The following is a 25,219-nucleotide window of genomic DNA, read 5'->3' as shown; positions in this document are numbered from 1 at the left end:
TTTACCGTTACAGGAGTTCCCTCATGACGAATCGTACCCAGCGTTTGAAAGACGCTCTTTTTGCCAGCCCGCGTGAAATCTCGCTTGAGCGTGCTTTGCTCTATACCGCCAGCCACCAGCAGACGGAAGGTGAGCCGGTGATTATCCGGCGCGCGAAAGCGACGGCGTACATACTCGACCATGTAAAAATCGCGATTCGTGATGAGGAGCTGATTGCCGGGAACCGCACCGTTAAACCGCGTGCAGGCATTATGTCTCCGGAGATGGATCCGTACTGGCTGCTTAAGGAGCTGGATCAGTTTGCCACACGTCCGCAGGACCGCTTTGAAATCAGCGATGAGGATAAGCAGACCTACCGTGACGTGCTGTACCCCTACTGGGAAAACCGGTCAATGAAGGATTTCATCAACAGCCAGATGACAGATGAGGTGAAAACCGCGGTAGGGACGCAGATTTTCAGCATCAACCAGACGGATAAAGGGCAGGGGCATATCATAATTGATTATCCACGCCTGCTTAATAACGGCCTGGGTGTGCTGGTGGCGGAACTGCGTGAACACTGCGCCCGCGACCCCCATAATACCTTCTATGCAGCGGCGCTGATCCTGCTTGAGGCTTCCCAGCGTCATATTTTGCGCTACGCGGCGCTGGCTGAAGAACTGGCCCGGGTCAGCGATGTGCCGCGCCGAGAGGAACTGCTGACAATTGCCGACATCTCGCGGCACAACGCACAGCAGAAGCCACAGACGTTCTGGCAGGCGTGTCAGCTTTTCTGGTACATGAACATCATTTTGCAGTACGAATCCAACGCCAGTTCGCTCTCTATCGGGCGCTTTGACCAGTATATGCTACCGTTTTATCAGGCCTCGCTCTCACAAGGCGATGAGCCCGCGTTCCTGAAAGAGATTCTTGAGTCGCTGTGGGTGAAGTGCAATGACGTCGTGCTTTTACGCTCGACCAGCAGCGCCCGCTATTTCGCCGGGTTCCCGACCGGGTATACCGCACTGTTAGGCGGCCTGACGGAAAGCGGCCGTAGTGCGGTAAACGTGCTCTCCTTCCTGTGCCTGGATGCCTACCAAAGCGTTCAGCTTCCTCAGCCGAACCTGGGCGTGCGGGTGAATGAACTTATCGACCGGCCTTTCCTGCTTAAAACCGCAGAGACCATTCGCCTGGGCACCGGCATTCCGCAGATCTTTAACGATGAAGTGGTGGTGCCTGCCTTCCTCAATCGCGGTGTGTCGCTGGAGGACGCGCGCGACTACGCTGTCGTCGGCTGTGTTGAGCTGTCGATTCCGGGTAAAACCTACGGTCTGCACGATATTGCGATGTTTAACCTGCTGAAGGTGATGGAAATCGCGATGCAGGAGAACGAAGGCAACGCAGGGCTAAGTTATGAAGGCTTGCTGGAGAATATTCGCGCCAAAATTAATCACTACATTGCGCTGATGGTTGAGGGGAGCAATATCTGCGATATCGGCCATCGTGATTGGGCTCCGGTGCCCTTGCTCTCTTCTTTTATCAGCGATTGCCTGGCATCTGGGAAAGACATTACCGACGGCGGGGCGCGCTATAACTTCTCTGGTGTACAGGGGATCGGAATAGCCAACCTGAGCGATTCGCTGCACGCCCTGAAAGGGCTGGTCTTTGAACAGCAACGCTTAAGTTTTGATGAGCTCTTAGCCGTGTTAAAAGCGAACTTTGCCACCCCGGAGGGCGAAAAAGTGCGAGCAAGGCTGATCAATCGCTTCGAAAAATACGGCAATGATATCGATGATGTCGACAACATCAGCGCTGAACTGCTGCGCCACTACTGCAAAGAGGTCGAAAAATACCGTAACCCGCGCGGCGGGCAATTTACGCCGGGGTCTTATACCGTATCGGCACACGTGCCGTTGGGGGCGGTTGTGGGGGCAACGCCAGATGGACGCTTTGCCGGTGAGCAACTGGCGGATGGAGGGCTCTCTCCGATGCTCGGGCAGGATATGCAGGGGCCGACGGCCGTGCTGAAATCGGTGAGCAAGCTGGATAACTACCTGTTATCTAACGGTACGCTGCTAAACGTTAAGTTCACCCCCGCCACGCTGGAAGGCGATGCCGGGCTGCAAAAGCTGGCAGATTTCCTGCGTGCGTTCACGCAGCTTAAGTTGCAACACATCCAGTTCAACGTGGTAAACGCGGAAACCCTGCGTGAAGCGCAGCGGCGTCCACAGGATTTTGCTGGGCTGGTGGTGCGCGTTGCCGGATACAGCGCCTTCTTTGTTGAGCTGTCGAAGGAGATCCAGGATGACATTATCCGCCGCACCGCGCATCAGCTGTGACGTCGTTGAAACGCGCGCCGACGTGGCGCGTATTTTCAATATTCAGCGCTATTCGTTAAACGACGGGGCGGGTATTCGCACGGTGGTCTTTTTTAAAGGCTGCCCTCACCGCTGCCCGTGGTGTGCCAACCCGGAGTCGATCTCCCCAAAAATTGAGACGGTTCGCCGGGAGAGTAAATGTTTGCGCTGCACACCCTGCCTGCGTGATGTGGACGAATGTCCGTCCGGTGCGTTTGAGCGCATCGGACGCGACGTGACGTTGGACGAGCTTGAACGCGAGGTGATGAAAGACGATGTTTTCTTCCGCTCTTCGGGTGGCGGAGTGACGCTGTCGGGCGGGGAAGTATTGATGCAGGCACCTTTTGCGACGCAGCTACTTGCGCGTTTGCGCCGTTACGGTATACGCACCGCCATTGAGACGGCGGGAGATGCGCCCCTGTCACGATTGCTACCGCTGACACGACAATGCGATGAAGTACTGTTTGACCTGAAGATTATGGATCCAGAGCAGGCGCGTTCGGTGACGGCGGTGAATCTGCCAAGAGTGCTGGATAACATTAAGCAACTGGTGGCGGAAGGCATAAACGTCATCCCCCGCGTACCGCTTATTCCTGGCTATACGCTGACGGAAACCAACATGGCGCGCGTGCTGGCATTTTTGCTGCCTACAGGGATACGTCAGCTGCATTTATTACCGTTTCACGCGTATGGCGAACCAAAATACCGCCTGCTTGGGCAACAATGGGTGATGCGGGAGGTGATACCTCCGACAACTGACGAAGTTGCAGTCTTTCGCCGTATGGCGGAACGTAAAGGGTTTCATGTCACCGTGGGAGGTTGAAAATGACAGTAACGGCAGTGCGTCATCTGGTGGCGGTAACCGCATGCGTGAGCGGCGTGGCGCATACTTACATGGCCGCAGAACGGCTGGAGCGGATTTGCCAGCAGGAGAAATGGTCAGCCCGCATTGAGACTCAGGGGGCGTTAGGCATTGAAAGTGAATTGACGGAGGACGATATCCGGCGCGCTGATGTCGTATTGCTTATTACGGATATTGAGCTGGCGGGCAGCGAGCGATTTGAATCCTGCCGCTATGTGAAGTGCGGGATTAATGCTTTCCTGCGCGATCCGCACAAGGTCATGGCTGCAGTACGTAAAATGGTATCCGCGCCGCAGCATACTCAGGTCATTCTGGACTGACCGCTTTCCCTGTCAGCTGGCTGTGATACTGGCGACGGTACTCTGACGGCGAACGTTCCGTATTTTTACGGAATAAGCGGCAGAAGTAATTACTGTCGACAAACCCGCAGGCATGCGCCACCTCCTTCACCTTTAAATCATACCCTTTCAGCAACTGACGCGCGTGCTCCAGCCGGGTGTGAGTCAGGTATTCATTAAAACCTACCGCGCCTGTTTTCTGGAAAAGATGCGATAAATAGTTCGGGGAGATATAAAACGCCTGGGCGACGGATTCCCGGGTTAGCGGGGTCGCATAATGTTCATCAATATAAACGCGAATGGCTTCAAACAGAGCCTGGCTACGTGAGGCGGTCTGGATCTGACTACCCAGCAAATCGACGCAATGGCTAAGTAGGCTGGCGATGATCAGGCGTGCGGTTTGCTGCTCGTGCGGCTGCATCTGCATTTCATGAAGCGTCTGTAGCAGGAAGGAGCCAATGCGGGGGCCACGGCGAGCAACGTGCTGCTTTGCCAGGTTACGCACTTCAACACCATCCCAGTGCAAAAGGCTAAACCCAAGCTGCTGTTTGCCAAACAGGATGCTCAACGTCGTCGCGGGTGTTTGCCATTGTGGATCGTTCCAGCCGCCAGCCGGGACGTATAAAACATCACCCTGCTGTAAAACGGAAGCTGCCTGGTCTTTCACCGAACCGTCGAGCACGATTTCCAGACGTGGGAAATCAACTTTTAAGGCAAGGTCGGGTGCGGAGATGGCTGGGTTTGCAAAATGCACCTGACGCAGCGTCGTTGTGCCGTTGATCAGGTCAGTCAGGATGTGGGTAATGTCGTGGTGCATGGTGGATACCAGGGTATTGCCGGGTGGCGCTAACGCTTACCCGGCCTACTTAACGTAGGCCCGTGCAAGCGCAGCGCCGCCGGGCATAAGCATTAGCCGGTGTTACGCATACCTGCCGCAACGCCTGCAATCGTCACCATCAACGCCTGTTCGACGCGCGGATCCGGCTCTTTACCTTCTTCTTCCGCCAGACGCGAACGGTGCAGCAGCTCTGCCTGCAGAACGTTCAGCGGGTCGGTGTAGATGTTACGCAGCTGAATAGACTCGGCAATCCACGGCAGGTCCGCCATCAGATGCGAGTCGTTGGCGATATCCAGCACCACTTTGATGTCGCCTTCCAGCAGCTCGCGCAGCTCTTTACCCAGCGCCCACAGTTCCGGTTTCACCAGACGCTGGTCGTAGTATTCCGCCAGCCAAAGGTCCGCTTTCGAGAAGACCATCTCCAGCATGCCCAGACGGGTAGAGAAGAACGGCCAGTCGCGGCACATGGTTTCCAGTTCGTTCTGTTTGCCGTCTTCCACCACTTTTTGCAGCGCGGCACCAGCACCCAGCCAGGCGGGCAGCATCAGGCGGTTCTGCGTCCAGGCGAAGATCCATGGAATGGCGCGCAGAGATTCGACGCCGCCGGTCGGGCGACGCTTCGCAGGACGCGAGCCCAGCGGCAGTTTACCCAGCTCCTGCTCAGGCGTGGCCGAGCGGAAGTAAGGGACGAAATCTTTGTTTTCACGCACGTAGCCGCGGTACAGATCGCAGGAGATGTCAGACAGCTCGTCCATGATATGGCACCAGGACGCTTTTGGCTCTGGCGGCGGCAGCAGGTTGGCTTCCAGGATCGCGCTGGTGTAGAGCGACAGGCTGCTGATGGTCACTTCCGGCAAGCCGTACTTGAAGCGGATCATCTCGCCCTGCTCGGTGACGCGCAGGCCGCCTTTCAGGCTTCCCGGCGGCTGTGACAGCAGCGCCGCGTGAGCAGGCGCGCCGCCGCGGCCAATGGAGCCGCCGCGTCCGTGGAACAAGGTCAGCTCAATACCGGCTTTCTCGCAGGTTTTGATCAGCGCGTCCTGCGCCTGATATTGCGCCCAGGATGCCGCCATCACGCCCGCATCTTTTGCGGAGTCGGAATAGCCAATCATCACCATCTGTTTGCCCTGAATAAAGCCGCGGTACCAGTCGATATTCAGCAACTGAGTCATGACGTCGTTGGCGTTATTCAGGTCGTCGAGGGTCTCAAACAGTGGGGCGACCGGCAGGGCGTAGTCGATACCCGCTTCTTTCAGCAGAAGGTGTACGCCCAGCACGTCGGACGGGGTCTTCGCCATGGAGATCACGTAGGCGGCCACCGATCCTTTCGGTGCATCAACGATCGCTTTGCAGGTGTTGAGCACTTCGCGGGTTTCGTTGCTTGGCTCCCAGCTGCGCGGCAGCAGGGGGCGCTTGGAGTTCAGCTCGCGGATCAGGAAGGCCTGTTTGTCGGCTTCGGACCAGCTTTCATAGTCGCCGATGCCGAGATAGCGGGTCAGCTCGCCCAGGGCTTCGGTATGGCGGGTACTTTCCTGACGCACGTCGATACGCACCAGCGGCACGCCGAAACACTTCACGCGGCGCAGGGTGTCGAGCAGTTCGCCGTTGGCGATGATGCCCATCCCGCAGGCCTGCAGCGATTTATAACAGGCGTAGAGCGGCTCCCAGAGCTGCTCGTTCTGGCTCAGCAGGCCTTCCGGCTTCGGCAGGCGCTGGCCTTTAAGGCGCGCTTCCAGCCAGGCTTGGGTGGCCATCAGCTGCCCACGCAGTTTTTTCATCAGGAAACGGTACGGCTCGCTGGCACCCTCTTCCCCGGCCAGCGCGCGCAGTTCCGGCGTTGCTTCCACCATCGACAGCTCGGAGATCAGCACCTGAATGTCTTTCAGGAACAGGTCGGTCGCTTTCCAGCGGCTCAGCAGCAGGACGTGACGGGTGATTTCCGCGGTCACGTTCGGGTTACCGTCGCGGTCGCCGCCCATCCAGGAGGTGAAGCGCACCGGAACAAAGTCGACCGGCAGGCGGTAGCCAAGGTTTGCTTCCAGCTGTTCGTTCAGCTCGCGCAGGTAGTTAGGCACCCCTTCCCACAGACTGTTCTCTACCACCGCAAAGCCCCATTTGGCTTCGTCGACCGGGCTTGGGCGATGCTTACGAATTTCATCGGTGTGCCAGGACTGAGCAATCAGCTGGCGCAGACGGCGCATCAGCTGGTTGCGTTCGTAGTCGGCAATGTCTTTGTTATCCAACTGCTTGAGGCAGTTGTTCACCTCCACCATCTTGTGGATCAGTGTACGACGGGTAATTTCGGTTGGGTGTGCGGTCAGGACCAGCTCCAGCGAAAGGGACTCCACCGCTTTTTTGATGGTGGCTTCGTTGAGGTCTGGCTGGTCTTTCAGTTTACGAAGGGTGCGGGCAATGACTTCCGGGTTGCTGGCCGCTTCGCCATTTGGCGAAATGCTGTGGTATTGCTCAGCGGTGTTGGCCAGGTTCAGGAACTGGCTGAATGCGCGTGCAACGGGCAGCAGCTCATCGTTAGAGAGGTTCTGCAAGGTGGTGAGCAGCTCCTGACGACTGGCCTCGTTACCGGCACGGGAAGATTTAGATAGCTTGCGGATGGTTTCAACGCGGTCGAGGATGTTCTCCCCCAACGCATCTTTGATGGTATCTCCAAGCACTTTGCCGAGCATACTGACATTACTACGCAACGCGGAATATTGTTCGTTCATAAAAACCCAGTCACCCCATCATTTTTGTTTATGCCCAGGCGAAAATCTTCTGGACATTATTTTGTCATCTCCCTTTATAAAGCCACGTAAAACCCCCGTCGTCAATTGCTGCGAAAACGGTTCAGCAAACGAATAAATGCGGGCAATTTACGAAATTTAATTCGCATTGCGTCAGATAAGAGATGCTTATGGAAATGTGACAGAGATCGCGGGATTTACACCCCCTCACCCTAACCCTCTCCCCTTTGGGGAGAGGGCTGGGTGAGGAGCAGTTTTTAATGCCAGCAGAAGTGATGCACAACCTGGGTAATCAGTTCGCGGGTCGGCTTGATGAAGCGAGTTTCCAGATATTCATCCGGCTGGTGGGCCTGGTTAATGGAGCCAGGGCCAAGGACCAGCGTCGGACACAGCGTCTGAATAAACGGCGCTTCGGTGCAGTAGTTCACCACGTCGGTTTTCTCACCGAGCAGCTTTTCCACGACTTCAACCAGCTGATGGTCCGGCGGGCATTCGTAACCCGGGATCGGCGGATGCAATTCGGAGACCGTCAGACGGCCAGGCCAGCGCTCGCTTACCGGAGCCAGCGCTTCGTTCAGCAGGCCGTCGAGATCGCTCAAGGTCATGCCCGGCAGCGGGCGGATGTCCATATGCAGTTCGCAGCAGGCGCAGATACGGTTCGAGGCATCGCCGCCGTGCAGGCTGCCCAGGTTCAGGGTCGGGTACGGCACGGTGAACGCCTCGTAGTGATAACGTTCTTTCAGATCGTCGCGCAGGGTCATGATGCGGCCGATGGCATCATGCATCAGTTCAATGGCGTTCACGCCGCGCGCCGGATCGCTGGAGTGGCCGGACTGGCCCAGCACGCGCACGGCGGTAGAAATATGACCTTTGTGCGCGCGGATAGGCTGCAGAGAGGTTGGCTCGCCGATGATCGCGCAATCCGGGCGAATCGACGTGTTTTCAGAGAAGTAGCGCGCGCCCGCCATGCTGGTTTCTTCATCGGCGGTCGCCAGAATGTAGAGCGGTTTTTTCAGCTTCGTCACGTCTACGTCACGCAGCGCGTCGAGGATAAAGGCGAAGAAGCCTTTCATGTCGGCGGTGCCCAGACCGTAGAGCTTGTTGTCGTGCTCGGTCAGGGTAAACGGGTCGCGCGTCCAGCGGCCATCGTCAAACGGTACGGTGTCGGTATGACCGGCCAGCAGCAGGCCGCCCGCACCGTTTCCGGTGCTGGCGAGCAGGTTAAATTTATGGCGTGTTCCGGGGACGGGCTGAACCTCAACGTTAAACCCAAGATCGCTAAACCAACCCGCCAGCAGATTGATTAAAGACTCATTGCTCTGATCCAGCGCTTCTTCCGTTGCGCTGATGGACGGAGTGGCAATCAGGGCGCGGTAGATCTCGATAAATGGCGGTAAGTTCATTTTCATTGTTGACACACCTTAGGTCGTGATAGTATCAATATTCATGCAATAAATGTGAATAAAAATACATTAACGTTGAGCATAAAGGAACCCGATGTTGAATACGCTGATTGTAGGCGCTAGCGGTTATGCGGGCGCAGAGCTTGTAAGCTACGTGAATCGCCATCCACATATGACCATAACCGCTTTGACCGTGTCAGCGCAAAGCAATGATGCAGGAAAGTTAATTTCCGATTTGCATCCGCAGCTTAAGGGCATTGTCGATCTGCCTTTGCAGCCCATGTCTGACATCAGCGAGTTTACCGACGGCGTTGACGTGGTGTTTTTAGCCACAGCACACGAGGTCAGTCACGACCTGGCACCGCAGTTTCTGGCTGCCGGCTGCGTGGTGTTCGACCTCTCCGGCGCGTTCCGCGTTAACGACGGCGCGTTCTATGAAAAATATTACGGTTTCACCCACCAGCATCCGGATCTGCTTGAAAAAGCGGTGTACGGCCTGGCGGAGTGGAGCGCAGACAAGCTAAAGGAAGCGGACCTGATTGCCGTGCCGGGCTGCTACCCGACGGCGGCGCAGCTTTCCCTGAAGCCGCTGATCGACGCGGGTCTGCTGGATCTGAGCCAGTGGCCGGTGATCAACGCCACCAGCGGCGTGAGCGGAGCAGGTCGCAAGGCCGCTATCTCAAACAGCTTCTGCGAAGTGAGCCTTCAGCCGTATGGCGTGTTTAATCACCGTCATCACCCTGAAATCACGACGCATCTGGGCGCCGAGGTGATTTTCACCCCGCACCTGGGCAGCTTCCCGCGTGGGATCCTCGAAACTATCACCTGCCGCCTGAAGCCTGGCGTGACCAAAGAGCAGGTGAACGAGGCCTTCACCCAGGCGTATGCGGATAAACCGCTGGTGCGACTTTACGACAAAGGCGTTCCGGCGCTGAAAAACGTGGTTGGTCTGCCGTTCTGCGACATCGGCTTTGCCGTGCAGGGCGAGCATCTCATCGTTGTCGCCGCAGAAGATAACTTACTCAAAGGCGCTGCCGCACAGGCAATGCAGTGTGCAAATATTCGTTTCGGCTTCCCTGAAACGCAGGCTCTTATTTAAGGTGTGATGATGAACCCATTAATTATCAAACTCGGTGGTGTACTGCTGGACAGCGAAGAAGCGCTGGAGCGTCTGTTTACCGCACTGGTGAACTATCGCGAATCCCACCAGCGTCCGCTGGTGATCGTGCACGGCGGCGGCTGCGTGGTGGATGAGCTGATGAAAGGTCTCAACCTGCCGGTGAAAAAGAAGAACGGCCTGCGCGTGACGCCTGCTGACCAGATCGACATCATTACCGGCGCGCTGGCGGGTACGGCGAACAAAACGCTGCTGGCGTGGGCGAAGAAACACCACATCGCGTCCGTGGGCCTCTATCTGGGCGATGGCGACAGCGTAAAAGTGACCCAGCTCGACGAAGAGCTCGGCCACGTTGGACTGGCGCAGCCAGGTTCGCCTAAGCTGATTAACACGCTGCTGGAAGGGGGGTTCCTGCCGGTGGTGAGCTCTATCGGCGTGACCGAAGAGGGCGAGCTGATGAACGTTAACGCGGACCAGGCGGCAACCGCGCTGGCGGCAACGCTGGGCGCGGACCTGATCCTGCTCTCCGACGTGAGCGGCATTCTGGACGGTAAAGGCCAGCGCATTGCGGAAATGACGGCTGAGAAAGCCGAGCAGCTGATTGCTCAGGGCATTATTACCGACGGCATGATCGTCAAAGTGAACGCCGCGCTGGATGCCGCACGCACGCTGGGCCGCCCGGTGGATATCGCCTCCTGGCGTCACGCGGAGCAGCTCCCGGCACTGTTTAACGGCACGCCGATTGGCACGCGTATTTTAGCGTAATCGATTTAATGTTTTGTAGGCCCGGTAAGCGTAGCGCCACCGGGCAATGAAATTCAAAGATATTAAGGAAGCATGTTATGGCACTTTGGGGTGGGCGTTTTACACAGGCAGCGGATCAGCGATTCAAACAGTTCAACGACTCTTTGCGCTTCGACTACCGCCTGGCCGAACAGGATATCGTCGGCTCTGTGGCCTGGTCCAAAGCGCTGGTGACCGTTGGCGTGCTGACCGCAGACGAGCAGCAGCAGCTGGAAGAGGCGCTGAACAACCTGCTGGAAGAGGTGCGTCTGGATCCGCAGCAAATCCTGCAGAGCGATGCCGAAGATATTCACAGCTGGGTGGAAGGCAAGCTGATCGACAAAGTTGGCCAGTTGGGTAAAAAGCTGCACACCGGCCGCAGCCGTAACGACCAGGTCGCGACCGATCTGAAGCTGTGGTGTAAAGAGACCGTTGGCGAACTGCTGGCGGCCAACCGTCAGCTGCAGAGCGCGCTGGTGGAGACCGCGCAGAACAACCAGGACGCGGTGATGCCGGGTTATACCCACCTGCAGCGCGCGCAGCCGGTGACTTTTGCGCACTGGTGTCTGGCCTACGTTGAGATGCTGGCGCGTGACGAAAGCCGTCTGCAGGACACCCTTAAGCGTCTGGACGTCAGCCCGCTGGGCAGCGGCGCGCTGGCCGGTACGGCGTATGAAATCGACCGTGAGCAGCTGGCAGGCTGGCTGGGCTTTGCCTCCGCCACCCGTAACAGCCTGGATAGCGTCTCCGACCGCGACCACGTGCTGGAACTGCTCTCCAATGCGTCTATCGGAATGGTGCACCTGTCGCGCTTTGCCGAGGATCTGATCTTCTTTAACTCTGGCGAAGCGGGTTTCGTTGAACTGTCCGACCGCGTGACCTCAGGCTCATCCCTGATGCCGCAGAAGAAAAACCCGGACGCGCTGGAGCTGATCCGCGGCAAGTGTGGCCGCGTGCAGGGTGCGCTGACCGGCATGATGATGACCCTGAAAGGGCTGCCGCTGGCGTACAACAAAGATATGCAGGAAGACAAGGAAGGGCTGTTCGACGCGCTCGACACCTGGCTGGACTGTCTGCATATGGGCGCGCTGGTGTTGGACGGCATTCAGGTGAAACGTCCGCGCTGCCAGGAAGCGGCGCAGCAGGGCTATGCGAACTCTACCGAGCTGGCGGACTACCTTGTTGCGAAAGGCGTACCGTTCCGTGAAGCGCACCATATTGTGGGTGAAGCGGTAGTGGAAGCCATTCGTCAGGGTAAACCGCTGGAAGATCTGGCGCTGGCCGATCTGCAGAAGTTCAGCGCGGTTATCGGGGATGATGTGTATCCGATTCTGGCGCTGCAGTCTTGCCTGGATAAGCGTGCAGCAAAAGGCGGCGTGTCGCCGAAGCAAGTAGCGCAGGCGATAGCGGATGCGAAAAACCGGTTGGTTTGATTTGTGCGGGCTGGTGCCCTCACCCCGGCCCTCTCCCACAGGGAGAGGGAGCAAACACTAAAAATGGCAACTTCGGTTGCCATTTTGCTTTTACCTCGGGCTTTTTTACGCAAAAAAAAGCGGACCACGGGGTCCGCAAAAGTTCACGTTGGCTTTAGTTGTTCGAGTTTTGAGAGAAACTCGATGACGGTGCGGGGACGTCAAGGGTCAAACACGGGCCGCCTCGTCTATGTGGTGTATTATTCAACAGAAAGCTTGATAGGGATAATCGTTCGTTGCTATGCTATCTATCGCCATGAACTATCGTGGCGACGGAGGATGAATAATGAATATTCGTGATCTTGAATACCTGGTAGCGTTAGCCGAGCATCGTCACTTTCGCCGCGCGGCAGATTCCTGCCACGTCAGCCAGCCGACGCTGAGCGGCCAGATCCGCAAGCTGGAAGACGAGCTGGGCGTGATGCTGCTGGAGCGCACCAGCCGTAAGGTGCTGTTCACCCAGGCCGGTCTGCTGCTGGTGGATCAGGCGCGCACCGTGCTGCGCGAGGTCAAAGTGCTCAAGGAAATGGCAAGCCAGCAGGGGGAGGCGATGTCAGGCCCGCTGCATATTGGCCTGATCCCAACCGTTGGCCCGTACCTGTTGCCGCACATCATTCCGATGCTGCACCAGACGTTCCCGAAACTCGAAATGTACCTGCATGAAGCGCAAACCCATCAGCTGCTGGCGCAGCTGGACAGCGGCAAGCTCGACTGTGCCATTCTGGCGCTGGTAAAAGAGAGTGAAGCCTTTATCGAAGTGCCGCTGTTCGATGAGCCGATGATGCTGGCGATCTATGAAGATCACCCGTGGGCGAACCGCGATCGCGTTCCGATGGCCGATCTGGCCGGGGAAAAGCTGCTGATGCTGGAAGACGGCCACTGCCTGCGCGATCAGGCGATGGGCTTCTGCTTCGAAGCGGGTGCCGATGAAGATACCCATTTCCGCGCAACCAGCCTGGAAACGCTGCGTAATATGGTCGCGGCGGGAAGCGGTATTACGCTGCTGCCTGCGCTGGCCGTGCCGCGCGAGCGTAAGCGTGATGGTGTGGTGTACCTGCCGTGCATTAAGCCGGAACCGCGTCGCACTATTGGTCTGGTGTATCGTCCGGGTTCACCGCTGCGCAGCCGCTATGAGCAGCTGGCAGAGGCCATCCGTGGTTCGATGGATGGCCATTTCGACAGCGCGTTAAAACAGGCGGTTTAAGCCGTTCAGCGCGGCTACCCGATAGGCTTCCGCCATGGTCGGGTAGTTAAAGGTGGTGTTAACGAAGTATTCGATGGTGTTACCACCGCCTTTCTGCTCCATTATCGCCTGGCCGATATGAATGATTTCCGCCGCGCGTTCACCAAAGCAGTGAATCCCGAGGATCTCTTTCGTCTCGCGGTGGAACAGGATCTTCAGTGTCCCCACGCTCATCCCCACGATTTGCGCCCGCGCCAGATGTTTAAACTGCGCACGACCCACCTCGTAAGGCACCTTCATTGACGTCAGCTGCTGCTCGGTTTTCCCCACGGAACTGATTTCCGGGATGGTGTAGATACCCGTCGGGATATCTTCAATCAGGTGCGCCGTTGCTTCACCCTTCACCAGCGCCTGAGCGGCAATGCGGCCCTGATCGTAAGCGGCGGATGCCAGGCTCGGGTAGCCGATCACGTCGCCGACCGCGTAAACGTGCGGCAACGCGGTCTGGTACATGCTGTTGACCTTGAGCTGGCCGCGGCTGTCGGTCTCAAGCCCGATATTTTCCAGCCGCAATGAATCGGTATTGCCGGTACGGCCGTTGGCGTACAGCAGGCAGTCTGCCTTCAGCTTTTTACCAGACTTCAGGTGCATGATCACGCCGTCATCGCAGCCTTCGATCTTCTCGTACTCTTCGTTGTGGCGAATCACCACGCCGCTGTTCCAGAAGTGGTAGGAGAGGGAGTCTGACATCTCCTGATCGAGGAACGCCAGCAGGCGATCCCGGGTGTTGATCAGGTCTACTTTGACATCCATTCCGCGGAAGATCGACGCATATTCGCAGCCGATGACCCCCGCGCCATAGATAATGACGTGGCGGGGTTCATGGTGCAGGCTCAGAATCGAGTCGCTGTCGTAGACGCGCGGGTGCGAGAAGTCGACGTCGGCCGGATGGTAAGGGCGTGAACCACAGGCGATAACAAATTTTTCAGCGGTGATTGTCTCAACCGATCCGTCGTGGCATTCGAGTGCCAGGGTATGTTCATCCACAAAATGCGCGTTGCCCTGCAAAATCTCACAGTGGTTACGCTCATAAAAGCCCTGACGCATGCGCGTCTGCTGGTTAATGACGGTATCCGCGTGATTCAGGATGTCGGCAAAGGAGGAACGAAGAAGTCTGGAGTGGTCGCTGTAAAGAGGGTTCTGGTTAAATTCGATGATGCGGCTAACGGCGTGGCGGAGGGCTTTCGAAGGGATGGTGCCCCAGTGGGTGCAACCGCCGCCGACATTATGGTAGCGCTCAATGACCGCTACTCTGGCTCCCTGTTTCACCAGACCCATAGCAGCACCTTCGCCGCCGGGGCCGGAACCAATAACTATTGCGTCGTAATCGTAGGAATGTGGCATGGTAAGGCTTACCTGTTCTTATACATAAAAGCAACAGAATCATAACATCATTACCAGGGTAACCCAATTATCGTTGTGCTTTTTTCCGGCAGTGGAGCACAAACCGCACGTAAACAATCATTCACAAAGCTGGGCAAACAGATTAATTTTATTCTCTGGTATAGTGCCATCAGGCCTTTGGAAGGATTCAACTATTGTGATGGGCGTAAGAGCACAACAAAAAGAGAAAACCCGGCGTTCGCTGGTGGAAGCCGCATTCAGTCAACTGAGTGCTGAGCGGAGTTTTGCCAGTTTGAGCCTGCGCGAAGTCGCTCGCGAGGCCGGGATTGCGCCAACGTCCTTCTATCGTCACTTTCGTGACGTGGATGAACTGGGCCTGACCATGGTCGATGAGAGCGGACTCATGCTGCGCCAGCTGATGCGCCAGGCGCGTCAGCGTATCGCCAAAGGAGGCAGCGTGATCCGCACCTCCGTGTCGACCTTTATGGAATTTATCGGCAATAACCCCAACGCGTTTCGTCTGCTTCTGCGCGAACGTTCGGGCACATCGGCTGCGTTTCGTGCCGCCGTAGCGCGGGAAATTCAGCACTTCATCGCGGAACTTGCCGATTATCTTGAACTCGAAAACCATATGCCGCGTGCGTTTACCGAAGCACAGGCCGAAGCGATGGTGACGATTGTATTCAGCGCGGGTGCCGAAGCGCTGGATGTCAGCATTGAACAACGCAAGCAGCTCGAAGAGCGACTGGTACTGCAGCTCAGGATGATCTCCAAAGGCGCGTATTACTGGTATCGCCGTGAACAAGAGAAACTGGCACATCAAACCGAAGAGTGAAGGTGAGTAATGAAACAGTCAGGTCAGGATAAAGGGACGCTGTTGCTGGCATTGATCGCTGGCTTATCCATTAATGGCACGTTTGCCGCTATTTTTAGCTCAATCGTTCCATTTTCGATTTTCCCGCTTATTGCGCTGGTGCTGACGGTTTACTGCCTGCATCAACGTTACCTGAACCGCACCATGCCGGTGGGGTTACCGGGTCTGGCCGCCGCCTGCTTTATTCTGGGCGTATTGCTGTATAGCACCGTGGTTCGCGCGGAGTATCCGGATATCGGCTCTAACTTCTTCCCTGCGGTACTGTCTGTGGCGCTGGTGTTCTGGATTGGCTCTCGCATGCGTAGCCGCAAGAGCCAACTGCCAGAGTAATGAGGCTTGAGTAGGGCAGGTAAGCGAAGCGCCGCCAGCCAAAAACGCCGGCTGAATTACTTCGCCGTGAGCAGTACACCGCACTCCATGTGGTGCGTGTACGGGAACTGATCGAACAGCGCCAGACGTTCAACCTTGTGCGTCTGGCTTAATGTTTCCAGGTTTTTGCACAGCGTCTCCGGGTTGCAGGAGATGTACAGAATGCGCGGGTACGCCTGCACCATCTTCTCTGTTTCGCTGTCCAGGCCGCTGCGTGGAGGGTCGACAAAAATCGTCTCACACTGGTAGCTCTTGAGATCGATCCCTTCCAGGCGGTTAAACGCCCGCACGTCATTCATGGCCTGCGTGAACTCTTCTGCGGCCATACGAATGATTTGCACGTTGTCGATATGGTTGGCGGCAATGTTGTACTGCGCGGCGGCCACTGACGGCTTGGCGATTTCGGTTGCCAGGACGCGATCGAAGTTACGCGCCAGCGCCAGCGAGAAGTTGCCGTTACCGCAGTACAGCTCAAGCAGGTCGCCCTTAGACCCTTCCGTCGCCTTCAGCGCCCACTCCAGCATTTGCACGTTCATCGCCGCGTTCGGCTGGGTGAAGCTGTTCTCCACCTGACGGTAAATCATCTCTTTACCCGCCACCGGCAGACGTTCGTCGACGTAATCCTGATCCAGCATGATTTTGGTTTTGGTCGCGCGGCCAATCAGGTGCACGTTGATGTTCTGCGCGCGCAGCGCATCGCGCAGGGCTTCTGCCTGCTCGCGCCACTCGTCGGTCAATGCTTTGTGGTACAGCAGAGAGACAATCGCCTGATTGCTTTGCGTGGTCAGATAGTCAATCTGGAACAGCTTGTGGCGCAGCACCGGATTGTTGCGCACGCCTTCAATTATCAGCGTCATCAACTGGTTGATGAGCTCGCTCGCTGCCGGGAAGCTGTCCACGCGAATGCGGGATTTGGTCTGCTGATCGAAAATGATGTGATACAGGTCGTCGCCGTCGTGCCAGATGCGGAACTCGGCGCGCATGCGGTAGTGGCTGACAGGGGAGCGGAACACCTCGGGAACGGGCGCGTTGAAAGGCGTCATCATACTTTGCAGGCGGACAACTTTCTCTGCCAGCTGCGCGTCGTACTGTTCTGTCGGGAGGTGTTCGGGGGTCATGATGCGTCCTGAATGATAAAGAATTACGCGGGGATTGTAGGGATTGTGCAGTGGATGTCCAGATTTAATGGCCAATAGCTGTCTGGACATCTATACGTGTCTAATTGTAGCATTCTGTTTCCGGTCTCCTGAGAGTGAAAAGGGAATCCAGTGAAAATCTGGAGCTGACGCGCAGCGGTAAAGACTGGCGGGATGAGAGCTGTAGACACTGTGAAAATGGGAAGTCTTCATCCGTATAACGCCACCCAGCCCGAAGACCTGCCGGGATCACGTCGCATTTGGTTTCATCATCGCGTGCTATAGATGAGGCCTGCGGCATCCTTCTTATATTGTGGATGCTTTAACAATGATTAAAAAAGTATCGCTGTTGACGGCGCTGTCCGTCACGGCATTTTCGGGCTGGGCGCAGGATAGCGCTGACTCGTTGGTGGTGACGGCAAATCGTTTTGAACAACCTGAAAAAACTATTCTGGCAGCAACCTCGGTGGTGACGCGTGCCGATATTGACCGCTGGCAGTCAACCTCGGTGCTGGACGTTATGCGTCGCCTGCCTGGCGTGGATACGGCGCAAAATGGCGGGATGGGGCAACTCTCTTCTCTCTTTATTCGTGGCACAAATTCCAGCCACGTGCTGATTCTCGTTGACGGGGTCCGCCTTAACCAGGCGGGCGTCACGGGGTCGTCCGATCTCAGCCAGTTCCCAATCTCCCTGGTGCAGCGTATCGAATATGTTCGTGGACCGCGTTCGGCGGTGTACGGTTCTGACGCAATTGGCGGTGTAGTCAACATTATTACCACCCGCGCGAAGGATGGTACGACGCTGAATGCCGGCGTAGGCTCGCACGGCTATCAGAATTATGGCGGCAGTACCCAGCAAACGCTGGGCGACAGCACGCGCGTCACGCTTGCGGGTGATTACACTTATACCAAAGGTTTTGATGTGGTTGCGGACGGCAACAATGGCGGCCTTGCCCAGACCGATCGCGACGGCTTTATGAATAAAACGCTCTACGGCGCACTGGATCACGCATTCTCAGACCAGTGGAGCGGATTTGTTCGCGGCTTTGGCTACAGCAACCGTACGGCCTACGACGGTTACTACAGTTCATTTACCCCTGACGTACTGGTCGATACCCGCCAGCTCTATAGCCAGACCTGGGACGCAGGATTACGCTTCAACGGTGACATCTTCCATTCACAGCTGCTCACCAGCTATAGCCATAGCAAGGACTATAACTACGATCCAAATTTGGGCCGTTACGATTCAACGGCCACACTGGATGAAATCAAACAGTACAACGTTCAGTGGCTCAACTCTGTTGATGTGGGTCACGGGAACATTGGCGCGGGCGTTGACTGGCAGAAGCAGAGCACCGAGCCGGGTACAAACTACGTTACCAACGGCTACGACCTGCGTAATACCGGCGTCTACCTGACCGGACTGCAGCAACTGGGTGATTTCACCCTGGAAGGGGCGGTTCGCAGCGATGACAACTCGCAGTTTGGTCGCCACGGCACCTGGCAAAGCAGTGCAGCGTGGGAGTTCGTGGACGGTTACCGCTTCATTGCTTCTTATGGCACGGCCTATAAAGCACCGAATCTGGGGCAACTCTATGGCTTCTATGGCAATGACCATCTTGATCCAGAAGAGAGCAAGCAGTGGGAAGGGGCGTTTGAAGGCCTGACGGCAGGCGTGAGCTGGCGCGTGTCCGGCTATCGTAATGACGTTGAAAATCTCATCGACTTCAATAATAACCTTCAGCAATATTACAACGTCGGCAAAGCACGCATTAAGGGTGTGGAGGCGACAGCTTCATTTGATACGGGTCCGTTGACGCATACCGTTGGCTACGACTATGTGGATGCCCGCAACGCAGCGACCAACGAACTTCTGGACCGTCGTGCTAAGCAGCAGGTGAAATATCAGCTCGATACGCAGATCTATGATTTCGACTGGAGCCTGACGTATCACTATCTCGGCACGCGTTACGACACTGATTTTGGTTCTTATCCGTCAGAGAAAGTGAAAATGGGCGGTGTGAGCCTTTGGGATGTCGCAGTTTCATATCCTGTCACCTCACATCTCACAGTTCGTGGTAAAATAGCCAACCTGTTCGATAAAGATTACGAGACAGTTTATGGCTACCAAACTGCAGGACGGGAATACACCTTGTCTGGCAGCTACACCTTCTAATCCGCGTCCCACCGTGCTGGTGTTTGATTCCGGCGTCGGTGGGCTTTCGGTCTATGATGAGATTCGGCATCTCCTGCCGGATCTCCATTACATCTACGCCTTCGATAACGTCGCTTTCCCGTATGGGGAAAAGAGTGAAGACTTTATCGTTGAGCGTGTGGTTGAAATCGTCACCGCGGTACAAAAGCGCTATCCCCTTTCGCTGGCGGTCATTGCCTGTAATACGGCGAGCACCGTTTCCCTTCCTGCCCTGCGTGAAAAATTCCAGTTCCCGGTTGTGGGCGTTGTTCCTGCCATAAAGCCTGCCGCGCGCCTCACGGCTAACGGCATCGTAGGGTTACTGGCCACGCGTGGCACGGTGAAGCGTCCTTATACCCGCGAGCTGATCGACCGTTTTGCTAACGAATGCCAGATTGCAATGCTTGGCTCCGCAGAGCTGGTGGAGATGGCGGAAGCGAAACTGCACGGCGAGACGGTATCGCTTGAAGAGCTGCGTCGTATTCTTCGTCCGTGGCTGCGTATGCCCGAACCACCGGATACGGTTGTGCTGGGCTGCACCCACTTTCCGCTATTGCAGGAAGAGCTATTAGAAGTGCTTCCGGAGGGGACGCGCCTGGTGGATTCCGGTGCGGCAATCGCCCGTCGTACGGCCTGGCTGCTGGAGCATGAAGCGCCGGATGCGAAATCTACCGATGCGAATATCGCGTTTTGCATGGCCATTACGAAAGAGACTGAGCAACTTTTACCCGTTTTACGCCGTTATGGCTTTGAAACGCTCGAAAAACTGGCGCTGTAGCACGGTTTTGAGCAAAAAAGAGACGGTTGAAAGTTTTTTTTAAAAGAGGGGTTGTCAACGTCTGAGAACTCCCTATAATGCGCCTCCACTGACACGGAACAACGGCTTGCAAGCCGCCGGGTTAGCGGAGTTCAGAGATGAATGCCAACAGAGAAAAGTGAAAATAATCGCTTGACTCTGAATGAGGAAAACGTAATATACGGGACCTCGCAACGGTGAGCTGAAAGCCGCGTTGCAACTGCTCTTTAACAATTTATCAGACAATCTGTGTGGGCACTCAAAGTGACATGGATTCTTAACGTCGCAAGACGAAAAATGAATACCAAGTCTCTGAGTGAACATGCGTAATTCATTACGAAGTTTAATTCACGAGCATCAAACTTAAATTGAAGAGTTTGATCATGGCTCAGATTGAACGCTGGCGGCAGGCCTAACACATGCAAGTCGAACGGTAGCACAGAGAGCTTGCTCTCGGGTGACGAGTGGCGGACGGGTGAGTAATGTCTGGGAAACTGCCTGATGGAGGGGGATAACTACTGGAAACGGTAGCTAATACCGCATAACGTCGCAAGACCAAAGAGGGGGACCTTCGGGCCTCTTGCCATCAGATGTGCCCAGATGGGATTAGCTAGTAGGTGGGGTAACGGCTCACCTAGGCGACGATCCCTAGCTGGTCTGAGAGGATGACCAGCCACACTGGAACTGAGACACGGTCCAGACTCCTACGGGAGGCAGCAGTGGGGAATATTGCACAATGGGCGCAAGCCTGATGCAGCCATGCCGCGTGTATGAAGAAGGCCTTCGGGTTGTAAAGTACTTTCAGCGGGGAGGAAGGCGATAAGGTTAATAACCTTGTCGATTGACGTTACCCGCAGAAGAAGCACCGGCTAACTCCGTGCCAGCAGCCGCGGTAATACGGAGGGTGCAAGCGTTAATCGGAATTACTGGGCGTAAAGCGCACGCAGGCGGTCTGTCAAGTCGGATGTGAAATCCCCGGGCTCAACCTGGGAACTGCATTCGAAACTGGCAGGCTAGAGTCTTGTAGAGGGGGGTAGAATTCCAGGTGTAGCGGTGAAATGCGTAGAGATCTGGAGGAATACCGGTGGCGAAGGCGGCCCCCTGGACAAAGACTGACGCTCAGGTGCGAAAGCGTGGGGAGCAAACAGGATTAGATACCCTGGTAGTCCACGCCGTAAACGATGTCGACTTGGAGGTTGTGCCCTTGAGGCGTGGCTTCCGGAGCTAACGCGTTAAGTCGACCGCCTGGGGAGTACGGCCGCAAGGTTAAAACTCAAATGAATTGACGGGGGCCCGCACAAGCGGTGGAGCATGTGGTTTAATTCGATGCAACGCGAAGAACCTTACCTACTCTTGACATCCAGAGAACTTTCCAGAGATGGATTGGTGCCTTCGGGAACTCTGAGACAGGTGCTGCATGGCTGTCGTCAGCTCGTGTTGTGAAATGTTGGGTTAAGTCCCGCAACGAGCGCAACCCTTATCCTTTGTTGCCAGCGGTTAGGCCGGGAACTCAAAGGAGACTGCCAGTGATAAACTGGAGGAAGGTGGGGATGACGTCAAGTCATCATGGCCCTTACGAGTAGGGCTACACACGTGCTACAATGGCGCATACAAAGAGAAGCGACCTCGCGAGAGCAAGCGGACCTCATAAAGTGCGTCGTAGTCCGGATTGGAGTCTGCAACTCGACTCCATGAAGTCGGAATCGCTAGTAATCGTGGATCAGAATGCCACGGTGAATACGTTCCCGGGCCTTGTACACACCGCCCGTCACACCATGGGAGTGGGTTGCAAAAGAAGTAGGTAGCTTAACCTTCGGGAGGGCGCTTACCACTTTGTGATTCATGACTGGGGTGAAGTCGTAACAAGGTAACCGTAGGGGAACCTGCGGTTGGATCACCTCCTTACCTTAAAGAACCTGCCTTTGCAGTGCTCACACAGATTGTCTGATGAAAAACAGCAGTAAAAATCTCTGCAGGCTTGTAGCTCAGGTGGTTAGAGCGCACCCCTGATAAGGGTGAGGTCGGTGGTTCAAGTCCACTCAGGCCTACCAAATTTTCCCTGATACTGCGTTGCGGCAACGCTCACATACTGATGTATGCTTCGCGTTTCCACGCCTTGTCTCAGGAAAAATTACCGGTACAGAGATTTGTAATACGATGGGGCTATAGCTCAGCTGGGAGAGCGCCTGCTTTGCACGCAGGAGGTCTGCGGTTCGATCCCGCATAGCTCCACCATCTTTTACTGCGAACACAAGAAAACTTCAGAGTGAACCTGAAAAGGTGCACTGCGAAGTTTTGCTCTTTAAAAATCTGGATCAAGCTGAAAATTGAAACGACACACAGTTAATGTGTGTTCGAGTCTCTCAAATTTTCGCAATCAGAAGTGAAACATCTTCGGGTTGTGAGGTTAAGCGACTAAGCGTACACGGTGGATGCCCTGGCAGTCAGAGGCGATGAAGGACGTGCTAATCTGCGAAAAGCGCCGGCGAGGTGATATGAACCTTTGACCCGGCGATGTCCGAATGGGGAAACCCAGTGTGTTCCGACACACTATCGTTAACTGAATACATAGGTTAACGAGGCGAACCGGGGGAACTGAAACATCTAAGTACCCCGAGGAAAAGAAATCAACCGAGATTCCCCCAGTAGCGGCGAGCGAACGGGGAGCAGCCCGGAGTCTGAATCAGCTTGTGTGTTAGTGGAAGCGTCTGGAAAGTCGCAGGGTACAGGGTGATACTCCCGTACACGAAAGCACACAGGCTGTGAACTCGAAGAGTAGGGCGGGACACGTGGTATCCTGTCTGAATATGGGGGGACCATCCTCCAAGGCTAAATACTCCTGACTGACCGATAGTGAACCAGTACCGTGAGGGAAAGGCGAAAAGAACCCCGGCGAGGGGAGTGAAAAAGAACCTGAAACCGTGTACGTACAAGCAGTGGGAGCACCTTCGTGGTGTGACTGCGTACCTTTTGTATAATGGGTCAGCGACTTATATTCTGTAGCAAGGTTAACCGTATAGGGGAGCCGAAGGGAAACCGAGTCTTAACTGGGCGTTAAGTTGCAGGGTATAGACCCGAAACCCGGTGATCTAGCCATGGGCAGGTTGAAGGTTGGGTAACACTAACTGGAGGACCGAACCGACTAATGTTGAAAAATTAGCGGATGACCTGTGGCTGGGGGTGAAAGGCCAATCAAACCGGGAGATAGCTGGTTCTCCCCGAAAGCTATTTAGGTAGCGCCTCGTGAATTCATCTTCGGGGGTAGAGCACTGTTTCGGCTAGGGGGCCATCCCGGCTTACCAACCCGATGCAAACTACGAATACCGAAGAATGTTATCACGGGAGACACACGGCGGGTGCTAACGTCCGTCGTGAAGAGGGAAACAACCCAGACCGCCAGCTAAGGTCCCAAAGTCATGGTTAAGTGGGAAACGATGTGGGAAGGCACAGACAGCCAGGATGTTGGCTTAGAAGCAGCCATCATTTAAAGAAAGCGTAATAGCTCACTGGTCGAGTCGGCCTGCGCGGAAGATGTAACGGGGCTAAACCATGCACCGAAGCTGCGGCAGCGACACTATGTGTTGTTGGGTAGGGGAGCGTTCTGTAAGCCGTCGAAGGTGGCCTGTGAGGGCTGCTGGAGGTATCAGAAGTGCGAATGCTGACATAAGTAACGATAAAGCGGGTGAAAAGCCCGCTCGCCGGAAGACCAAGGGTTCCTGTCCAACGTTAATCGGGGCAGGGTGAGTCGACCCCTAAGGCGAGGCCGAAAGGCGTAGTCGATGGGAAACAGGTTAATATTCCTGTACTTGGTGTTACTGCGAAGGGGGGACGGAGAAGGCTATGTCAGCCGGGCGACGGTTGTCCCGGTTTAAGCGTGTAGGTGTGTGTTCCAGGCAAATCCGGTTCACTTTAACACTGAGGCGTGATGACGAGGCACTACGGTGCTGAAGTGATAAATGCCCTGCTTCCAGGAAAAGCCTCTAAGCATCAGGTAACACGAAATCGTACCCCAAACCGACACAGGTGGTCAGGTAGAGAATACCAAGGCGCTTGAGAGAACTCGGGTGAAGGAACTAGGCAAAATGGTGCCGTAACTTCGGGAGAAGGCACGCTGATATGTAGGTGAAGCCCCTGCGGGCGGAGCTGAAATCAGTCGAAGATACCAGCTGGCTGCAACTGTTTATTAAAAACACAGCACTGTGCAAACACGAAAGTGGACGTATACGGTGTGACGCCTGCCCGGTGCCGGAAGGTTAATTGATGGGGTTAGCGGCAACGCGAAGCTCTTGATCGAAGCCCCGGTAAACGGCGGCCGTAACTATAACGGTCCTAAGGTAGCGAAATTCCTTGTCGGGTAAGTTCCGACCTGCACGAATGGCGTAATGATGGCCAGGCTGTCTCCACCCGAGACTCAGTGAAATTGAACTCGCTGTGAAGATGCAGTGTACCCGCGGCAAGACGGAAAGACCCCGTGAACCTTTACTATAGCTTGACACTGAACACTGGTCCTTGATGTGTAGGATAGGTGGGAGGCTTTGAAGCGTGGACGCCAGTCTGCGTGGAGCCGTCCTTGAAATACCACCCTTTAATGGCTGGTGTTCTAACGTGGACCCGTAATCCGGGTTGCGGACAGTGTCTGGTGGGTAGTTTGACTGGGGCGGTCTCCTCCCAAAGAGTAACGGAGGAGCACGAAGGTTAGCTAATCCTGGTCGGACATCAGGAGGTTAGTGCAATGGCATAAGCTAGCTTGACTGCGAGAGTGACGGCTCGAGCAGGTGCGAAAGCAGGTCATAGTGATCCGGTGGTTCTGAATGGAAGGGCCATCGCTCAACGGATAAAAGGTACTCCGGGGATAACAGGCTGATACCGCCCAAGAGTTCATATCGACGGCGGTGTTTGGCACCTCGATGTCGGCTCATCACATCCTGGGGCTGAAGTAGGTCCCAAGGGTATGGCTGTTCGCCATTTAAAGTGGTACGCGAGCTGGGTTTAGAACGTCGTGAGACAGTTCGGTCCCTATCTGCCGTGGGCGCTGGAGAATTGAGGGGGGCTGCTCCTAGTACGAGAGGACCGGAGTGGACGCATCACTGGTGTTCGGGTTGTCATGCCAATGGCACTGCCCGGTAGCTAAATGCGGAAGAGATAAGTGCTGAAAGCATCTAAGCACGAAACTTGCCCCGAGATGAGTTCTCCCTGAGACTTTAAGTCTCCTGAAGGAACGTTGAAGACGACGACGTTGATAGGTCGGGTGTGTAAGCGCAGCGATGCGTTGAGCTAACCGATACTAATGAACCGTGAGGCTTAACCTTACAACGCCGAAGATGTTTTGGCGGAAGAGACGCAAACAATATTCAGCCTGATACAGATTAACAG

At 55.7% G+C, this 25,219-nt stretch carries 16 protein-coding genes, 2 tRNA genes, 2 rRNA genes and 1 riboswitch; of the genes, 15 read left to right on the top strand and 5 right to left on the bottom strand.

Annotation, left to right across the window (positions count from 1 at the left end; translation table 11 throughout):
* The first annotated feature begins 23 nt into the window (after positions 1 to 23).
* From AC4ICF_RS22680 to AC4ICF_RS22670, 3 genes are read left to right on the top strand one after another with little or no spacing between them, the layout of a single operon-like run.
* Entirely contained in the window at positions 24 to 2,318 is a 2,295-nt protein-coding gene (locus AC4ICF_RS22680; RefSeq protein ID WP_316380725.1) for a formate C-acetyltransferase, read from the top strand.
* Positions 2,284 to 3,159, top strand: coding sequence for a [formate-C-acetyltransferase]-activating enzyme (locus AC4ICF_RS22675; protein WP_316380726.1), 876 nt, complete (start codon positions 2,284 to 2,286; stop codon positions 3,157 to 3,159). The genes AC4ICF_RS22680 and AC4ICF_RS22675 overlap by 35 nt, the downstream gene beginning before the upstream one ends.
* A gap of 2 nt (positions 3,160 to 3,161) precedes the next feature.
* Positions 3,162 to 3,518: a PTS fructose-like transporter subunit IIB gene (locus AC4ICF_RS22670; protein ID WP_116344056.1), complete on the top strand. Its 357-nt coding sequence runs from the start codon at positions 3,162 to 3,164 to the stop codon at positions 3,516 to 3,518.
* On the opposite strand, the gene AC4ICF_RS22665 is transcribed toward AC4ICF_RS22670, so the two are convergent.
* The 3 genes from AC4ICF_RS22665 to argE all read right to left on the bottom strand — a co-directional run bounded on the left by AC4ICF_RS22665 (position 3,505) and on the right by argE (position 8,524).
* Positions 3,505 to 4,353, bottom strand: a complete 849-nt coding sequence (locus AC4ICF_RS22665) for a helix-turn-helix transcriptional regulator (RefSeq protein ID WP_116344057.1) — start codon at positions 4,351 to 4,353, stop codon at positions 3,505 to 3,507. The genes AC4ICF_RS22670 and AC4ICF_RS22665 overlap by 14 nt on opposite strands.
* A gap of 92 nt (positions 4,354 to 4,445) precedes the next feature.
* The gene (gene ppc / locus AC4ICF_RS22660; RefSeq protein ID WP_116344058.1) at positions 4,446 to 7,097 is read right to left on the bottom strand and encodes a phosphoenolpyruvate carboxylase; all 2,652 of its coding nucleotides are present in this window, start codon (positions 7,095 to 7,097) and stop codon (positions 4,446 to 4,448) included.
* A gap of 275 nt (positions 7,098 to 7,372) precedes the next feature.
* Positions 7,373 to 8,524 (bottom strand): acetylornithine deacetylase, encoded by a 1,152-nt coding sequence (gene argE, locus AC4ICF_RS22655; RefSeq protein WP_116344059.1) that lies wholly within the window; start codon positions 8,522 to 8,524, stop codon positions 7,373 to 7,375.
* An 88-nt stretch (positions 8,525 to 8,612) separates the two neighbouring features.
* Here argE and argC point away from each other — a divergent pair, with 88 nt between their 5' ends.
* From argC to oxyR, 4 genes are all read left to right on the top strand, one after another.
* The gene (gene argC / locus AC4ICF_RS22650) at positions 8,613 to 9,617 is read left to right on the top strand and encodes an N-acetyl-gamma-glutamyl-phosphate reductase (protein WP_045355532.1); all 1,005 of its coding nucleotides are present in this window, start codon (positions 8,613 to 8,615) and stop codon (positions 9,615 to 9,617) included.
* A gap of 6 nt (positions 9,618 to 9,623) precedes the next feature.
* Positions 9,624 to 10,400 (top strand): acetylglutamate kinase, encoded by a 777-nt coding sequence (gene argB, locus AC4ICF_RS22645; protein WP_090420882.1) that lies wholly within the window; start codon positions 9,624 to 9,626, stop codon positions 10,398 to 10,400.
* 77 nt (positions 10,401 to 10,477) lie between these two features.
* Positions 10,478 to 11,851: an argininosuccinate lyase gene (gene argH, locus AC4ICF_RS22640; protein ID WP_061096479.1), complete on the top strand. Its 1,374-nt coding sequence runs from the start codon at positions 10,478 to 10,480 to the stop codon at positions 11,849 to 11,851.
* 325 nt (positions 11,852 to 12,176) lie between these two features.
* Positions 12,177 to 13,094, top strand: coding sequence for a DNA-binding transcriptional regulator OxyR (gene oxyR, locus AC4ICF_RS22635; RefSeq protein WP_023309664.1), 918 nt, complete (start codon positions 12,177 to 12,179; stop codon positions 13,092 to 13,094).
* On the opposite strand, the gene sthA is transcribed toward oxyR, so the two are convergent.
* Positions 13,077 to 14,477, bottom strand: coding sequence for a Si-specific NAD(P)(+) transhydrogenase (gene sthA, locus AC4ICF_RS22630; protein ID WP_061096478.1), 1,401 nt, complete (start codon positions 14,475 to 14,477; stop codon positions 13,077 to 13,079). The two genes, oxyR and sthA, sit on opposite strands and share 18 nt — an antisense overlap.
* A gap of 196 nt (positions 14,478 to 14,673) precedes the next feature.
* On the opposite strand from sthA, the gene fabR reads away from it, so the two are divergent.
* Entirely contained in the window at positions 14,674 to 15,312 is a 639-nt protein-coding gene (fabR, locus tag AC4ICF_RS22625) for an HTH-type transcriptional repressor FabR (protein ID WP_008501784.1), read from the top strand.
* Between the two features lie 9 nt (positions 15,313 to 15,321).
* Entirely contained in the window at positions 15,322 to 15,681 is a 360-nt protein-coding gene (locus AC4ICF_RS22620) for a YijD family membrane protein (protein ID WP_008501783.1), read from the top strand.
* A gap of 56 nt (positions 15,682 to 15,737) precedes the next feature.
* On the opposite strand, the gene trmA is transcribed toward AC4ICF_RS22620, so the two are convergent.
* Positions 15,738 to 16,838, bottom strand: coding sequence for a tRNA (uridine(54)-C5)-methyltransferase TrmA (trmA, locus tag AC4ICF_RS22615; protein ID WP_316380727.1), 1,101 nt, complete (start codon positions 16,836 to 16,838; stop codon positions 15,738 to 15,740).
* 104 nt (positions 16,839 to 16,942) lie between these two features.
* A riboswitch (cobalamin riboswitch) is annotated at positions 16,943 to 17,118 on the top strand.
* 66 nt (positions 17,119 to 17,184) lie between these two features.
* On the opposite strand from trmA, the gene btuB reads away from it, so the two are divergent.
* From btuB to AC4ICF_RS22585, 6 genes are all read left to right on the top strand, one after another.
* Entirely contained in the window at positions 17,185 to 19,032 is a 1,848-nt protein-coding gene (gene btuB / locus AC4ICF_RS22610) for a TonB-dependent vitamin B12 receptor BtuB (protein ID WP_166712614.1), read from the top strand.
* Entirely contained in the window at positions 18,977 to 19,828 is an 852-nt protein-coding gene (murI, locus tag AC4ICF_RS22605) for a glutamate racemase (RefSeq protein WP_116344063.1), read from the top strand. Before btuB ends, murI begins: the two co-directional genes overlap by 56 nt.
* Before the next feature lie 383 nt (positions 19,829 to 20,211).
* Positions 20,212 to 21,751 (top strand): 16S ribosomal RNA (locus AC4ICF_RS22600).
* A gap of 69 nt (positions 21,752 to 21,820) precedes the next feature.
* Positions 21,821 to 21,897 (top strand) — tRNA-Ile (locus tag AC4ICF_RS22595).
* A gap of 108 nt (positions 21,898 to 22,005) precedes the next feature.
* A tRNA-Ala gene (locus AC4ICF_RS22590) sits at positions 22,006 to 22,081 on the top strand.
* A gap of 170 nt (positions 22,082 to 22,251) precedes the next feature.
* A 23S ribosomal RNA gene (locus AC4ICF_RS22585) occupies positions 22,252 to 25,155 on the top strand.
* Together the 16S and 23S rRNA genes with 2 tRNA genes alongside form the textbook arrangement of a ribosomal RNA operon.
* The last annotated feature ends 64 nt before the right edge of the window (positions 25,156 to 25,219 follow it).

This window comes from Enterobacter sp. ECC_219_Taxon_10, assembly GCF_058354905.1.
Note: the sequence above shows the minus strand (reverse complement) of the source record. Positions and strands in the feature narration are given on the sequence as shown.